2 protein-coding genes are annotated in these 17,658 nt (G+C 73.4%); both read right to left on the bottom strand.

Annotated elements, in window-relative coordinates; translation table 11 throughout:
• Positions 1-8 precede the first annotated feature (8 nt).
• Complete coding sequence (locus tag AMK22_RS34995; protein ID WP_073791572.1) at positions 9-12,830, bottom strand: non-ribosomal peptide synthetase; 12,822 nt, start codon at positions 12,828-12,830, stop codon at positions 9-11.
• A 60-nt stretch (positions 12,831-12,890) separates the two neighbouring features.
• A complete protein-coding gene (locus AMK22_RS34990) occupies positions 12,891-17,558 on the bottom strand; it encodes a non-ribosomal peptide synthetase (protein WP_242434295.1) in 4,668 nt (1,555 codons plus the stop codon).
• Positions 17,559-17,658 lie beyond the last annotated feature (100 nt).

Raw genomic sequence — 17,658 nt, 5'->3', positions numbered from 1 at the left:
CGCCCGGACTACTCCGGATCGCCGTCCATGAGATCGAGGTCCATTCCCTCCGCGGCCATCGCTTCCTCGATCTCCGCGATGATCAACTCCTCGACCTGCCGGGCGAGCAGCGCAATGGTCGGATGGTCGAACATGACACGGGCCGAGGGGTTGATGTCGAACACGGTTCGGACCCTAGCAACGACGCGAAGACTCAGAACCGAGTTTCCGCCCAGGCCGAAGAAGTCGTCCTCGACACCGACCCGTTCGAGCCCCAGCACCTCCGACCAGATCTCCGCGAGCGCCTCCTCCGTGGGGGTGCGCGGCGCGACGTGGTCGGCCCGGCTGCCGTATTCGGGGGCCGGCAACGCCCTGCGGTCGAGCTTGCCGTTGACGGTGAGCGGCAGCCGTTCGAGCGGGACGAAGGCCGCGGGCACCATGTAGTCGGGCAGGGCGGCCCCCAGGGCCTCCCGCAGCGGCCGGTCGTCGAACGACGCGACCGCCGCGGCCGGGTCGCCCTCGGCACGCGGAACGACGTAGGCCACGAGCCGACGGTCGCCGGGCCGGTCCTCGCGGACGACCACCGCGCCCTGGGCGACCAGCGGTTGGCGGACGACCTGGGCCTCGATCTCGCCGAGTTCGATGCGGAAGCCGCGGATCTTCACCTGGTCGTCGCTGCGGCCCAGGTACTCCAGCATCCCGGCCGCGTTCCAGCGGGCCGTGTCGCCCGTCCGGTACATGCGCCGACCGGGCGCCTCGCCGTACGGGTCGGCGACGAACCGCACCGCGCTGAGCCCGCGCCGTTCCAGGTAGCCGCGGGCGAGGCCGCCGCCCGCGATGTACAGCTCACCGCGCACGCCGGTGGGCACGGGCCGCAGCGCGTCGTCCAGGACGTAGGCGCGCAGGTGGGGCATGGCCCGGCCGATGACGCTCCCGGATCCCCCGCGGGCGAAGGCGGCCTCGGCGGGACGGCTGGTGACGTGCACGGTCGTCTCGGTGATGCCGTACATGTTGACCAGCCGGGGCCCGTCGACACCGGAACGCTCCACCCAGGAGGCGATCCGGGTCCAGTCGAGCGCCTCGCCGCCGAAGACGACGGTGCCCAGCGCCAGCCGTTCGCGCAGTCCGCCGCCGATCCGGTCGATCTCCTCGACGAGACGGTAGAAGGCGGACGGCGTCTGGTTGAGGACCGTCACCCGCTCGCGGTCCAGCAGCCGGGCGAAGTCCGCGGGCGAGCGGGCGACGTCCTTGTCGACCACCACGAGCCGGCCGCCGTGCGCGAGCGCGCCCCACAGCTCCCAGACGGTGAAGTCGAAGGCGTAGGAGTGGAACATCGTCCAGACGTCTTCGGCACCGAAGGAGAAGTCCTCACGGGCGGCGGCCAGGAGGCGGGCCACGTTGCCGTGGGTGACGACCACGCCCTTGGGGCGGCCGGTGGAGCCGGAGGTGTAGATGACGTACGCGGCGGACTCCGGGGACAGCGGCCCGCCGGTGCGGGCCCGCCCGGCGGCGGGGACGCCCGCGCCGGGGGCATCGCCGTCGAGGACCAGCAGCGGCCGGTCCGCCGCCGCGTCGGGCGGCAGGACGTCCCGTACGTCCGGATGCGTGACGACGAGCTGTGCCGCGCTGTCCTCCATGATGTAGCCGATCCGGTCGGCCGGGGCCGCCGGGTCCACCGGCACGTACGCGCCTCCCGCCTTCAGCACCGCGAGTACGGCCACGACCAGGTCGATCGAGCGCGGCAGCACCAGTCCCACGCGTGCCTCGGGGCCCACGCCATGGGCGGCGAGCCGCCCGGCCAGCCGCTCCGCCCGGTCGTTCAGTTCCCCGTAGTCGATCGTGGTGTCCCCGAAGGTGACCGCCGGTGCCTGCGGCACCGCCCGTGCCCGCTCCTCGAACAGCATGAGCGGGGACGGGGCGGGGACGCCCGGGTCACCGGTCTCGTTCCAGGAGTCGAGCAGCAGGCGCCGCTCGGTGGCGTCCATGGGGTCGTGGGCGCGCAGCGGCAGCCCGGGCGCCGCCGTCAGCGCCTCGGCCAGGGCCAGCCAGTACCGGGCGAACCGGTCCGCGGTCGCCGCGTCGAACAGATCGCTGTGCACCATGACGGCCTCCAGACCGCCGTCGCGGCCCGGCTGGAATTCGAGGTGCAGATCGAACTGGGCGGTGTCGCGGGGCGGCACGAACTCCGTGACACGCACGCCCGGCAGCTCGAACTCCGGCCGCGGGGTGTTCTGCAGGACCAGCATGGCCTGGACGAGCGGGGTGCGGGAGGTGTCGCGTTCGGGGGCCAGTTCCTCGATGAGCCGGCTGAACGGCACGTCCTGGTGCGCGAACGCGTCCAGCACGGTACCGCGCACCCGCGTCAGCAGGTCCTCGAAGCTCCGCGCTTCGTCGATGGCGGTCCGCAGGACGAGCGTGTTGGCGAAGAAGCCGACGAGGTTCTCCAGTTCGGCCCGTTCCCGTCCGGACACGACGGTCCCGAGTGCGATGTCCCGGCGTCCGGCGAACCGGGACAGAAGGAGCTGGGTGACGGCGGTCAGGGACATGAACAGGCTCGCCCCTCGGGTCCGCCCGACCTCCGTGAGCCGGTCGGTGAGTGCGGTCGGCACGTCGAAGGCGTGCAGGGCGCCGCCCGTTCCCCGCACGGCGGGACGCGGCCGATCGGTGGGCAGTTCCAGCGGTTCGAGGCCCGCCAACTGTGTCTTCCAATAGGCGAGTTCCTCGTCGAGTGCGCCGTCGGCCTCCAGACGCCGACGCTGCCAGACGGCGAAGTCCGGGTACTGGACCGAGGATTCCGGGAGGTCGGCGTCCTCGCCGCGTACGGCGGCGGTGTAGAGCGCGCTCAGCTCGCGGGTGACCACGCCCATGGACCACCCGTCGGTCACGATGTGGTGCATGGCGAGGACAAGGACGTGCTCCCGTTCGGAGAGCCGCACGAGGAGGACCCGGAACAGGGGGCCGGCGACCAGGTCGAACGGCACCGAGACGGCCTCGTGGAACGCCTCGTCCAGTCCGGTCTCGCGTACCGGGACCTCCAGGTCGTCCGGGGCGTGGACGGTCTGGATGCCCCGACCGTCGACGGAGTCGAAGGTCGTGCGCAGGGCCTCGTGCCGGGCGACGAGCCCGGCCACGGCCGACCGCAGCGCCACGACGTCCAGCTCGCCCGTGAGCCGGAGCGCGGTGACGACGTTGTATTCGACGCCGTCCCGGTCGTAGTCGTTGAGGAACCAGAGGCGTTCCTGGGCGAACGAGAGCGGGAGTGGTCCGGTCCGGGGCGCGGGGAGGATCCCCGGCTCCTCCGGCTCGTCCCCGGCTACCTGCGCGGCCAGGGCGGCGACGGTCGGGTGGTCGAACAGCGCACGCGGCGACAACCCCGTGCCCAGGGCACCGCGCAGCCGCGAGACGACCTTCAGGCTGGAGATCGAGTCGCCACCCAGCGCGAAGAAGTCGTCGTGCACACCGACCCGTCCGACGCCGAGCACATCACCCCAGATACCCGCAAGGATCCTCTCCGTATCGGTGCGCGGGGCGACATACTCCTCCCCCTCCTCCGCCTCGGGTGCGGGAAGCGCCCTGCGGTCCACCTTCCCGTTGACAGTCAGCGGCAGCTCATCCAGGACGACGAACGCCGACGGCACCATGTACTCCGGCAACAAACCCGCCGCATGCTCACGGATCCCGGTCACGTCCAGCACCTGACCGGCAGCCGGAACGAGGTAGGCGACCAGGCGCTTCACACCCGGCCGGTCCTCCCGGACCTGGACCGACACCACACCCACCGAGGCATGACGGGACAGCACCGACTCGATCTCGGCAACCTCGATACGGAAACCACGGACCTTCACCTGACCGTCACCACGACCCAGGAAGTCCAGCCGGCCATCCGCCCGCCACCGCACCACATCACCCGTGCGATACAACCGGCCACCGTCACCGAACGGATCCGCCACGAACCGCTCCGACGTCAGATCCGACCTGCCGTCATAACCACGCGCCAGACCCGAACCACCCAGATACAACTCACCCGCGACACCCACACCCACCGGCCTGAGCCCGGCGTCGAGCACATACGCACGGGTGTTGTCCATGACCCGGCCCAACGGCACCGGACCACCCGCCGCGTCGCCCACGGCAAGGGGTCCGGACACGGCGAACGTCGTCGACTCCGTCGGACCGTAACCATTGACGAGCACCAGCCCGGGGCAGGTGTCCAGCAGACGCCGCACCGCCGCGGCCGGAACCGCGTCACCACCCGTCCACACCTCACGCAGACCCGCGAAACACCCCGGATCCTCCTCCACCAGCACACCGAACAGAGCCGCGGTCACCCACAGCCCCGTCACACCCGACGCCACCGCCTCACGCACCACCGGCGCGCTCAGTTCCGCCTCGGCCACCACGACCGTGCCACCGTTCAGCAACGGCACCCACACCTCATACGTCGCCGCATCGAACGAATGCGGCGAATGGAACAACACCACCCCATGCGCACCCGAACCCCAACGACCGTCCGCCGCCAACGCAACGATGTCCCCATGCGTGACCGCCACACCCTTCGGCACACCCGTCGACCCCGACGTGAACATCACATACGCCAAAGAAGCGGCGCCCGTCGACACCGGCAGAGCATTCTCGTCGCGCGGCGCCTCGTCCACCCGTACCACGGGCACGGCCGCCGCGGTGGCGCGTGACGCCATCGCCGTGTCGGTCACGACGACCCGGGCACCGCACTGCCCCAGCACGCGGCGCAGTCGCTCCTCCGGGTACGAGGCGTGCAACGGCACGTACACGCCGCCGGACTTCAGCACGGCCAGCATCGCCACGACGACGTCCACCGACCGTTCCAGCAGCAGGCCGACCCTGGTCTCGGCCGTCACCCCCCGCTCGGCCAGCACCCACGCCAGCCGGTCCGAGGACGCGTCCAACTCCGCGTAGGTGAGAGCGACGTCACCGCATCGCACCGCCACCGCACCCGGGCCGGATGCGACCCGTTCCGCGAAGGCGGCGACGACCGAACGGCCGTGGGAGGCGCTGCCCCCGCCGTCGCTCCACTCGTCGAGGACGCGCCGCAGCTCGTCGTCGGAGTGGACCGACAGGTCTCCGAGCAGGGTGTCGGGGTGCGAGCCGGTGAGGGCGTCGAGGAGGTGTTCCAGGTGGGCGGCGAGACGCTCAGTGGTGCTCGCGTCGAAGCGACCGGGGTCGTATCCGAGGTCGAAGCTGAGGTCTCCGGCGGCGTAGGCGGTCAGGACGAGGGGGTAGTTGGTGGTCTCGGTCACCTGGATGTCGCGCAGGGCCAGGCCGAACCGCTGCACACGGTCGGTGTCGATGGGGTAGTTCTCGAACACCAGAAGGCTCTCGAAGAGCGGTGCGCCCGGGGGCAGTTCGGTCGGGATGTCGCTGAGTGCGATGTCCTCGTGGCGGCGGGCCTCGGCGTGCGCGGCCTGGATCGCGGTGAGCCACGCGGTGACCGACCGGCCGCGGTCGATGCCGACGCGTACCGGCTGGGTGTTGATGAACAGGCCGAGGATCTCCTCCGCCCCGGGCAGGTCGGCCGGCCGGCCGGACACCGTCGTCCCGAAGACGACGTCACGGGTGCCCGCGTACTGCGAGAGCAGCAGGGCCCAGGCGCCCTGGACGACGGCGTTGACCGTCAGGTGGTGGCGCCGGGCGAACGCGGTGACCTGCGCGGAGAGCGCTTCGGACGCGGTGCGGGCGACATGGGCGCTGGAGCGGCCGTGACCGGTCGTGTCCTGCGGGGCGCGGTCGTGGGGCAGTGCGGTCGGCTCCGTGAAGCCGGCGAGCGCGGTGCGCCAGTGGTCGAGGCCCGCCGCGCGCTGCCCGGCGCGCTCGTGGAGGTGGGCGAGGTGTCGGCGGAAGGGAGGCCTGGGGGCGGCGGTGCCCGTCGCGTAGCGGCTGATGACGTCGTCGAGCAGTGCGGCGGTGCTCCAGCCGTCGAGGAGCAGGTGGTGGAAGGTCCACACGACCCGTGTCCGGTGGGGGGCGCAGCGAATGAGGACGAGCCGCATGAGCGGTGCCGTGGTGAGGTCGATGCCCTGCGCGCGGTCGGCGGCGAGCAGGTCGCGCAGCGCGGCCTCGCGGCGTCGCTCGGCCTCGGCCGGTTCCTCGCCGGGTGTGTCGGTCCAGTCGAGGACGGTGACCGGCAGGGTGACGTCGTCGTGGACGACCTGGACGGGGTGGCGCAGTCCGTCCCAGACGGGGGCGGCGCGCAGGGCGTCGGACCGGTCGACGGTGTGCTGCCAGGCGTCGGCGAGGGCGGCGGTGTCGATGGTCCGGCCCTCGGTGTCCTCCAGGAGGAAGCAGAACTGTTCGAGGTAGGCCGGTGAGCCGGGTTCGGCGAGGGCGTGGAAGACCATGCCCGCCTGGAGGGGGGTGAGGGGAAGGATGTCGGCGACGCCGGTGCGGCCGTTTCCGGCGATCCGGTCGGTCTCGGTCTGGTCGAGACCGGCGAGGGGGTGGTCGGACGGGGTTCGCCCGCCGTTCGCCGGGTCGGCGCAGTGGCTCAGGTAGCCGCGCAGGTCGTCGGCCAGTGCGTGGGCGAGGTGTTCGACGGTGGTGCGGTGGTGGCGGGCGTCGGAGTACGTCCAGGTGAGGGTGAGGCGGCCGTCGCGGATTTCGCCGATGACGTCGAGTTCGTGGGGCCGGGCCTCGTCGGGGGCGAATTCGCCGCCCGGGTTCAGGGTGGTCGACCGGATCCAGTCGTGGTCGGCGGTGGCGGCGTCCATGCGGCCGAGGTAGTTGAAGCTGATGCGGGGTGCGGGGTGGTCGGTGAAGGGGGTGTCGGGGGCGAGGTGGCGCAGCGCGCCGTAGCCGATGCCCCGGTCGGGGACGGCCCGCAGTTGTTCCTTGACGGCCTTGACCGCGGCCCCGAAGTCGTCGTCTTCCCCCGCCTCGGGCAGGGAGGGCGCGAAGGGGTGGATGGTCGTGAACCAGCCGACCGTACGAGTCAGATCGATGTCCTCGAACAGGTCCTCCCGCCCGTGACCCTCGTAGTCCACCGCCGTCCGCTCCCGACCCGTCCACGCACGCAGCACACGCGCCAGACAGGTCAGCAGGACGTCGTCGATCCTGGTCCGGTAGACGGGCGGGACGGTGTGCAGCAGGGCCTCGGTCTCGTCGGTGTCGAGCGCGACGGTCACGGTCCGCTGGTGGGCGATGGTGTCGGCGCCGTCGGGCAGGTCGGCGGGCAGCGGGCCGGTGTGGGCGCCGTCGAGGACGCCCTCCCAGTAGGAACGCTGGTCGTCGAAGCCGCCGTCGCGGGTGTGCGCGGCGAGGCGGTCGGCCCATTGGCGTACCGAGGTGGTCTTGGGGCCGAGGTCGGCGGGGTGTCCGTCGCTGATCCGGGTGTGCGCGGCGGCGAGGTCGTCGAGGAGGATGCGCCAGGAGACGCCGTCCATGACGAGGTGGTGGACGACGACGAGGATCCGGGTGACCTCTCGGTCGGGTCCTTCGCCTTGTACGGCGGCGAGGATCCGTACCAGTGGCCCGTGGTCGAGGTCGAGTTCGCGCTGGGCGCAGTGGGCGAGGTCGGCCCATGCGGTGTCGCCGGCCGGCCCCTCGGGGAGCGGGTGGACGGTGTGGACGGCGTCGATGTCGACGGTCGGCTCGATGCGGCCGTGGCGGACACCGTCCGTGCCGAGAGGGAAGACGGACCGCAGGGCGTCGTGCTGGTCGAGGACCGCGGCGACGGCGGCGCGCAGCGCGTCCGGGCGGGTGCCGGGCGCGGGGGTCAGCTCCATCGCCATGTTGAAGTGGTGCGGGGCCACGGGATGCGTGGTGAAGAACCAGTCGCGGATGGGGGTGGTGGGGAACTCGCCCCGCAGCATGCCCTGTTCGGCGCGTATGGTCGGCGTGCTCCGGCTGTCCGCGGCGTCGGCGTGTGCGGCGAGGGCGGCGACGGTCTGGTGGGCGAAGATGTCGCGGGAGGTCAGGTCGAGTCCGGCCTGGCGGGCGCGGGTGACGACCTGGATGCTGAGGATGGAGTCGCCGCCGAGGGCGAAGAAGTTGTCCTCCACGCCGATGTCCGCCAGGTCGAGGACGTCGGTCCAGATCTCGCAGAGCGTCCGTTCGGTGTCCGTGCGCGGGGCGACGTGCCCGGCCGCGCCGTCGGTGTCCGGTGCGGGCAGGGCCTTGCGGTCGGTCTTGCCGCTGGAGTTGAGCGGCATCCGGTCGAGTGCGACGAAGGCCGACGGCACCATGTACGCGGGGAGTTCGGCGGCGGCGTGCCCGCGCAGGGCGTCGGCGTCCGGACGGGCGCCGGGGCGGGCCGGGGTCATGTAGGCGACGATCCGCGGGTGGCCGGGGCGGTCCTCGCGTACTACGGCGGCGGTCTGCGCGACGGACGGGTGGCGCGCGAGCACGGCCTCGATCTCGCCGAGTTCGATGCGCAGACCGCGGATCTTGACCTGGTCGTCGGCCCTTCCCTGGTAGGCGAGTTGGCCGTCTGCGTGCCAGCTGGCGAGGTCGCCGGTGCGGTAGAGCCGGCCGCCCGTTCCCGCCGGGTCGGCGACGAAGCGCTCCGCGGTGAGACCGGATCGGTCGTGGTAGCCGCGGGCGAGACCCGGGCCGGACACGTACAGCTCTCCCACGACCCCGACGGGTACGGGGCGGAGCCAGGGGTCGAGGACGGCGACGTGCGCGTCGGCGACGGGTTCGCCGATCGGCGGGGCGCCCGCGCCGGGGTTCAGTTCGCGGCTCATCGAGGCGGCGATGGTCACCTCGGTCGGGCCGTACGCGTTCACCATGGTCCGGCCGGGGGCCCAGCGGGCCACGAGGTCCGGGCCGCAGGCCTCGCCGCCGGTGGAGACGACCTTCAGGTCCGGGAGATCTCCGGGCGGCATGGTACCGAGAACGGTCGGCGGGATCAGGGTGTGGCTGATGCGCCGCTCGGCGAAGAAGCGGTGGAGCGCCTCGCCGACGAGGGGGCCGTGGCCGTCGGGGACGACCAGGGTGCCGCCGCCTCCGAAGGCCATGAGGAGTTCCATGACGGAGGCGTCGAACCCGGCCGAGGCGAGCTGGACGACGCGGGCGGTCGGGTCGGTGCGCAGGCGTGCGGAGGCCGCGGCGGCGAAACCGGCGATGCCGCGGTGGGTGACGACGACACCCTTGGGGCGGCCGGTGGAGCCCGAGGTGTAGATCATGTACGCGGCGGCGTCCAGGGGGATGCTCACGTCGGGTGTGGTGGCCGGCCGTGCGGCGGTCTCGCGCCGGACCCTGGGGTCGTCCAGGTGGAGGACGGGCAGGCCGAGAACGGCCGGGGCGGGTGGCTGTGTGCCGGCCGGGTCGCCGGCGCGTATCACGAGCCGGGCGCCGCAGTCCCGCAGGACGTGGTCGAGGCGCTGTGCGGGCCACTCCGGGTCGACGGGGACGTAGACGCCGCCCGCCCTGACCACGGCGAGGAGGCTGACCAGCCAGTCGGCCGAGCGGGGCTGGAGGACGGCGACGCGGGTCTCACGGCCCACGCCCCGGGCACGCAGCAGGTGGGCGAGCCGGGCGGAGGCGGCGTCCAGCTCGGCATACGTGAGGGTGGTGTCGCCGTGCTCGACGGCGGGCGCGTCGGGGGCCGCGGCGGTACGGGCGGCGAACAGGGCGGGCAGCGTCAGCGACGGGGCTCCGGCGCCGACGGCGGAGCGTCCCCACTCCTCGACGATGCGGTTGCGTTCGTCGTGCGTGAGGTGGCCGATGGCGGCGGTGGGGCGTTCGGGGTGGGCGGTGAGCTCCTGGGCGAGATCCAGCCATTGACGGCCCAGGCGCCGCATCGTGAGGGCGTCGAACAGGTCGGTGCTGTACTCGAGTTCGACATCGAGTCCGCCGTCGTGCGCGGAGAATTCGAGGGTGAGGTCGAAGCGGGCGGAGGCGCGCGGAACAGGGACGCGTGCGGCGGGCAGTCCGGCGAAGTCGTCGAGGCCGTCGGCGTCGCCGAAGGCGTTCTGCAGGACGAGCGCGGCCTGTACGAGCGGGGTGCGGCTGGGATCCCGCTCGGGCGCGAGCGCCTCGACGAGCCGGTCGAACGGCACGTCCTGGTGGGCGAAGGCGTCCAGGACCATGCCGCGGGTGCGGTCGAGCAGGTGGCGGAAGGAGCCGGTCTCGTCGATCTCGGCGCGCAGCACGAGGGTGTTGACGAAGAACCCCACGAGGTTCGCGGTGTCCTGGTGGTCGCGGCCGGAGGTGACGGTGCCGAGGGCGATGTCGCGGCGTCCGCTGTGGCGGGCGAACAGCAGTTGGGTCACGGCGGTCAGCGCCATGAAGAGGCTGGCCCGCTGCTGCCGGGCGAGAGCGGTCAGGCGCTCGGTGAGGTCGGCGGGCACGCGGAAGGTGTGCAGCGCTCCGGCCGTGGTGCGCACGGCGGGGCGCGGCCGGTCGGTGGGGAGGTCGAGCACGGGCAGGTCGGCGAGACGGGTGCGCCAGTGGCCGAGCTGGGCGTCCAGGGCGTCGCCCTCGGTGCGGGTGCGCTGCCAGGCGGCGTAGTCGGCGTACTGGACGGGGAGTTCGGGCAGGGCGGCGGGGGCCGTGCCGTCGCGGCGGGCCGCGTACAGGGTGCCCAGGTCGCGCACGAGGACGCCGACGGACCAGCCGTCGGTGACGATGTGGTGCTGGGTGAGCAGGACGACGTGCTCGCCGGGCCGCAGCGCGACGGCGAGCACGCGCAGCAGCGGGCCGGTACGAAGGTCGAACGGGACGGACTGCTCGGCGAGGAGGACCCGGTCGAGAGCCGCGTCGGCGTCGGTTTCCGTGGTGAGGTCCACGACCCTTGCGGGGACGGCGAGTTCGGGCCGCACGACCTGGACGGGCCGGCCGTCGTGGTTCTCGAAGACGGTGCGGAGGGTCTCGTGCCGTGCGACGAGGTCGCCGACGGCGGCGCGCAGCGCGTCGAGATCCAGTCCCCCAGTGATCCGCAGGGCGGCGGCGGTGTTGTACTCGACGCTGTCGGGGGCGAACTCGTGCAGGAACCACAGGCGTTGCTGGGCGGGTGCGAGCGGCAGCGGGCCGGTCCGGTCGGTCAGCGTGGGGATACGGTCCGGTTCGCCGCGTGCCCCGTCCGGGTCGCTCTCCACGAGCGCGGCGAGCGCGGCCGGGGTCGGGTGGTCGAAGAGCGCGCGCCAGGTGAGCGCCGCGCCCAGCTCGGCGCGGATGCGGGTGACGACCTGGAGGGCGAGGACGGAGTCGCCGCCGAGGTCGAGGAATTCGTCGTCGGCCCCGACCCGCGTCACTCCGAGGACATCGGCCCAGATCGCGCACACGGCGGTCTCGGCAGGTGTCCGGGGGGCGGTGTAGGGGCGGTCGGCGTCCTCCTCGGGGGCGGGCAGGGCGCGCCGGTCGAGCTTGCCGTTGGCGGTGAGCGGCAGCGCGTCGAGGACAACGTACGCGGACGGGGTCATCGCCTCGGGCAGTTCGGCGGCGGCGTGCGCGCGGACGTCCGCCATGGACGGACGGTCGCCGTCGTGGCCGACGAGGTAGGCGACGAGGCGCTTGAGGCCCGGCCGGTCCTCGCGGGCGACGACGACGGCGCTGCGCACGGCCGGGTGGCCGGCGAGGACGGCCTCGATCTCGCCGGGCTCGATGCGCAGGCCGCGGATCTTCACCTGGTCGTCGGCGCGTCCGCCGTACTCCAGGTCCCCGTCGGGCCGTCGGCGCACGATGTCGCCGGTGCGGTAGAGCCGGTCGCCGGGCCGCTCGGCGTACGGGTCGGCGACGAACCGTCCGGCGGTGAGGCCGGTGCGCCGGTGGTAGCCGCGGGCGAGCGGGCCGCCGAGGTACAGCTCGCCCCACTCGCCGTCGGCGACGGGGCACAGCCGGGCGTCGAGGACGTGGGCGCGGGCGCCGTCGATGGGCAGGCCGATGGGGTGCGGGCCGGTGCGGTCGACGGGCAGCGGGGCGGAGAGCGTGGTGCAGACGGTGGCCTCGGTGGGGCCGTAGGCGTTGATGACGCGGCGTCCGCCGGTGGCCCAGCGGGCGACGGTGTCGTCGGGGCAGGCCTCGCCGCCGACGACGACGGTGCGCAACGCGGGCAGGTCGGCGGCGGGCAGGGTGCCCAGGACGACGGGCGGCAGCATGACGTGGGTGACGCGGCGGTCGGCGAGGAGCCTCAGCAGTTCGTCACCGAGCGGCTGACCGGGGGCGAGGACGAGGGTGGCCCCGGCGGTGAGGGTCATCACCATGTCGGCCATGGCCACGTCGAAGCTGGGCGAGACGAACTGGAGGACCTTGTCGCCGGACCGCAGGTCGAGCGCGGCGGTGTGCGCGGCGGCGAGACCCGGGAGTCCGGCGTGCGGGACGACGACGCCCTTGGGGCGGCCGGTGGAACCGGAGGTGTAGATCATGTACGCGGCGCCGGAGGCGGCGCCTGGACCGGCCGCGGGGGCGGCGGCCGGACCGGTGCGCAGCTCGGCCCCGACGTGGTCGAGGTCGATCATGCGGGAACCGGCCTCGGTCCCCGTGACGACGGCCTCACCCCCGAGACCGCCGCGGGTGACGAGCAGCCTCGGGGCGGCGTCCTCGATCATGTACGCGATGCGGTCGGCGGGGTAGCCGGGGTCGACCGGCACGTACACGCCGCCGGCCCGCAGCACGGCGAGCAGCGAGACGACCAGTTCCGGGGAGCGGTCCAGGCAGACGGCGACCCGGTCCTCGGCCCGCGCCCCGGACCGGCGGAGCAGGTGCGCCAGCCGGCCCGCCCGCTCGTTCAGCTCCCGGTAGCTCAGGGCGGTGTCGCCGTGCTCGACCGCGATGCCGTCCGGGGTGCGGGCCGCCCAGTGGGCGACCGCCTCCAGGACGGTGGCGCCCGCCGCCGGTACCGTGTCGGACTTCCAGTTCGGCGTGGACGCCGTGTTCATGAAACCCCCTCGGGTCGTGCTGGTGAATACGCGTGCGTGCGGGTCGGTGGCGGGCGCGGCTCAGCCCCGCATCGACTCTTCGAGCTCCTGGAGGATGCGTTCCTCCACCGCGTCCGCGAGTGCGGCCACGGTCGGGGCGTCGTGGACGGCCCGGACGGTGAGGGACACACCGAACCGGGTCCGGATCCGGGCGGTGACCTGGAGGGTGAGGATCGAGTTGCCGCCCAGGGCGAAGAAGTCGTCCTCGGCGCCGACCCGTTCGAGGCCCAGTACCTCCTGCCAGATGGCGGCGACGGTCTCCTCGCCGGGGGTGCGGGGGGCGACGTACTCCGTCCCGGTCTGTACCGCGTCCGGGTCGGGAGCCGGAAGGGCGCGACGGTCGACCTTGCCGTTGGCGTTGAGCGGCAGCGCGTCGAGGGCGACGAACGCGGCGGGAACCATGTACGCCGGCACCAGGGCCTTGAGGTGGGCGCGCAGTTCGGCCGGGACGAAGGCGTGGCCGTCGTGGAGGACGGTGTACGCGACGAGCTGGGGCGCGGCACCGTGGTCCTGGCGGGCCACGACGACGGCGCGGGAGACGGCCGGGTGCTTGCGCAGGGCCGCCTCGATCTCGCCGGGTTCGATGCGGAAGCCGCGGATCTTCGTCTGCTCGTCGGCGCGCCCGGCGAACTCGATGTCGCCGCCGGGCAGATGCCGGGCCCGGTCGCCGGTGCGGTAGAGCCGGTCGCCCGGCCGGCCCCCGTACGGGTCGGCGACGAACCGCTCGGCGGTCAGCGTGGGCCGGCCCAGGTAGCCGCGACCGACGCTCGGCCCGCCGAGGTACAGCTCGCCGGTGACGCCGACGGGCGCGGGCCGAAGCGTCTCGTCGAGGACGTACATGCGGATGCCCGGGTTGGGGCGGCCGATGGGGACGCTCGGGGTATCGGGCAGGGTGTCGGCGTGCACCGGGTACAGGCACGACTCGACGGTCGCCTCGGTCACCCCGTACGTGTTGAGGACGGTCGTCGTCGCCGTGTCGGCGCGGTCCAGGAGGCGGCGGCAGTCGTCGGTGCGCCACAGGTCCGCGCCGACCGCGAGGACCCGCAGCGGCGGCAGTTCCTCGCCGCGCCGGGCGGCCTCGTCGGCGAGCGCGGTGGCGAGGGCCGGCACCGTGTCGAGGTGGGTGACGCCCGCGGAGCGCACGAGGTCGAGCAGGCGGCCCGGGTCGGTGACGGCGTCGGCGGGGGCGAGGACGAGCGCGCCGCCGTGGCACAGGGCGTGCACGAGGTCGGAGACGAACACGTCGAACGACATGCTGGCGACGTTGAGCTGACGCACCGGCCGCCCGTCGGTGAACCCGTAGGCGGCGTTCCACGACGCGGCCCCGTGGCTGACGCTGCGGTGCTCGATCTGGACGCCCTTGGGCCGCCCGGTGGAACCGGACGTGTAGATGACGTACGCCAGGTCCCGGGGCCGCACCCGTGTGAGGGGGGCGGTGTCGGGGTGGCGGGCCACGGCGCGGCGCAGCGGTTCGGCGTCCAGCGCCAGGACGGGCGCGCCGGCCGTCGGAAGCGCCGGGGCCGGCGAGGCCCGGGTGAGGACCATCCGGGCGTCGCTGTCGTTCAGCACGTACGCGAGCCGTTCGGCGGGGTGGGCCGGGTCGAGTGGTACATAGGCGCCGCCGGCCTTCAGGACGGCGAGGAGGGCGACGACCATCTCGGTGCCGCGCTCCAGGCAGATCGCGACGACGGCCCCCGGCCCGGCGCCGCGGGCGACGAGTTCATGCGCGAGCCGGTTGGCGCGGGCGTCGAGCTCGGCGTACGACAGGACGTCGTCGCCGCACACCACGGCGTCGGCGTCCGGGGTTCGGCGGGCCTGCGCGGCGATCAGTTCGTGCAGGCAGGTCCCGTCCTCGTACGAAATGGTCCCACCGCTCCAGCCGCCGGGCTCGACGAGCCGGGCGCGCTCCTCGTCGGGCAGCATGGACAGTTCGGCCGGGCGTACGGTCGGGTCCTCGGCCATGGCCCGCAGCAGCGCGCGGAGTTGGGCGGACAGGCGGGTGACCCGGTCACGGCCGAACAGGGCGGGGTCGTAGGAGAGGTGCAGGGCGAGCCGGTCCGCGTCGGCGTACGCGGTCAGGTCCAGCGGATAGCTGGTGGTGTCGACGGCGGTGACGTCGGTGACGCGCAGCCCGTGCGCGGCGGCGGCCTCCTCGTTGCCCGGGTAGTTCTCGAAGACGACGATGCTCTCGAACAGCTCGTTGCCCTGCGGGAGTTCGGTGGCGCATTCGCGGATCCCACTCAGCGAGAGGTGCTCGAAGCGGTGGGCCTCCACCTGCTCGGCCTGGAGTCCGCGCAGCCAGTCGACGACGCTGTCGGACCCACCGGTATCGGTGCGCACCGGCAGGGTGTTGAGGAAGTTGCCGACGGTCGATTCGATGCCCGGCAGGTCGGCGTGGCGTCCGGAGACGGTCGCGCCGAAGCACACGTCGGTCTCTCCGGCGTAGCGGGCGAGCAGCAGCGCCCAGGCGCCCTGGACGACCGTGTTGAGGGTGAGTCCGTGCTCCCGCGCCATCCGCGACACGGCGGCCGCGTCGGCGGGGGCGAGTTCGGCCCGTACCCGCTCGGCGGCGTGTGCACGGTGTCCGGGGGCCGGTGTCCGGTCGACCGGCAGCGGTGTCGGCGCGCGGAACCCGTCGAGGACCCGCCGCCAGTGCTCCTCGGCGGCTCGCGGGTCCTGGCGCTCCAGCCAGGCGACGTAGTCGGCGAACGGCGGCCCGGACGCGACCGGGGCGCGTTCGCCGCACGTCAGCGCCGTGTACTGCGCGAAGACATCCGCGAATATCCGGGAGGTGCTCCAGCCGTCGAGGACGACGTGGTGGAACGTCCACACGACGCGGACGGCGCCGGGTCGTTCCGGCACGAGCGCGATCCGCATCAGCGGCCCGCTGGTGAGGTCGATGCCGGTGGCCAGCTCGGCCGCCGCGACGGCGACGGGGTCGACACCGGCCGGCTCGTGGCGAACGGTGAGCGCGGCCCGTCGGCGCACGACCTGGAGCGGCCGCGGCACGTCCTCCCACACAAGGTGGGTGCGCAGCGCGGGGGTGGCGTCCACGACCCGCTGCCACGCCTCGGCCAGGGCCTGCGGGTCTCCGGCGCCCTCCAGCACGAACGACACCTGGTCGAGGTAGACGGCCGGGTCGGCGAGCGTGTGGACCAGCATGCCGCTCTGCAACGGGGTGAGGGGATAGACGTCCTCCACGTCCTGCGCCTGCCGCCCGGCCCCGACGACGGCGTCCACGGCTGCCTGGTCCAGCCGGGCGAGCGGGAAGTCGGAGGGCGAGCGCCCGCCTGCCTCGGGCCGGGCGCAGTGCCGCACGAAGCCGCTGATCTGCGTGGCGAGGTCGCGTGCCAGGCGTTCCACGGTGGTCGCGCGGTGCCGCTCGGTCGAGTACGTCCAGGTGAACGTCAGCCGTTCGTCCATGACGACACCGATCACGTCCAGTTCGTGGGCGCGCCGCTCGTCGGGGTGGTGGTCCCCTCCGACGGGCGGGAGCATCCGCCCGAGGAGACCGTCGGCAGACAGGTCTCCGCCGGGCCCGGCCGTGGCGTCGAACCGGCCGTGGAAGTTGAAGCTGATGCGGGGTGCGGGGTGGTCGGTGAAGGGGGTGGCGGGGGCGAGGTGGCGCAGCGCGCCGTAGCCGATGCCCCGGTCGGGGACGGCCCGCAGTTGTTCCTTGACGGCCTTGACCGCGGCCCCGAAGTCATCGTTTTCCCCTGCCTCGGGCAGGGAGGGCGCGAAGGGGTGGATGGTCGTGAACCAGCCGACCGTACGGGTCAGATCGATGTCCTCGAACAGGTCCTCCCGCCCGTGACCCTCGTAGTCCACCGCCGTCCGCTCCCGACCCGTCCACCCACGCAGCACACGCGCCAGACAGGTCAACAGGACGTCGTCGACCCTGGTCCGGTAGACGGACGGCACCTGGTGGAGCAGCGCCGCCGTCGTCTCCGGGTCGAGGGTCACCTCCACGGTGGACTGGACGGCCATCGTGTTGCGTCCGTCGGGGAAGTCGACGGGAAGAGCGACGGCATCCGGGGCGGCGGCCTCGTGCCAGTGGGCGACCTGGTCGTCGAACCCGCCGTCCGCGGTGTGCCGGGCGAGCCGGTCGGCCCACTCCCGCACGGACGAGGTCCGTGCGTCGAGGCGCACCGCGTCCCCGGCGCGGGCCTGGGCGTACGCCGCCTCCAGATCCTCCAGGAGGATGCGCCAGGAGACGCCGTCGACGAGGAGGTGGTGGGCCACGATCCCGAGGAGCGCGGGGCGGTCCGGGCCCCGGTCGCCCACGACGACGCGGAACAGCGGCCCCGAGGAGAGGTCCATCCCCGCCTGGGCAGCGGCGACCTGGGCACGCCAGGTGTCGGTGTCGCCGGTGTGGACGGTGAGGACGGTGTCCACGACGACGTCGGCGACGGGAGCGATGACCGCGGTCCACGCGTCTGCGCCGGGGGCACGGTGGAACGTGGAACGCAGTCCGTCGTGCTGCGCGACGAGCGCCGCCACGGCGGTCCGCAGCGCGGGCACGTCGACCTCGCCCGCCGACTCGAACGCCATCGACATGGCGAAGTGGTGCGGGGCCGACGGGTGGTGTGCGAAGAACCACTCACGGATCGGGGTCGCCCCGACCGGCCCGGAGACCGCCGGCCGACCCTCGTCGGCCGCCGCGTCGGACGGATCGACGACAGCAGCCATGGAACAGCCCGCGGCGAGGTCGGCGACGTTCTGCCGTTGGAAGACGTCCCGCGAAGTCAGGGTGATTCCGGCTCGACGGGCGCGGGAGACGACTTGGAGG

The organism is Streptomyces sp. CB01580 (genome assembly GCF_001905795.1).
GTDB lineage: Bacteria > Actinomycetota > Actinomycetes > Streptomycetales > Streptomycetaceae > Streptomyces.
This window is presented reverse-complemented; position numbering and strand designations above follow the sequence as displayed.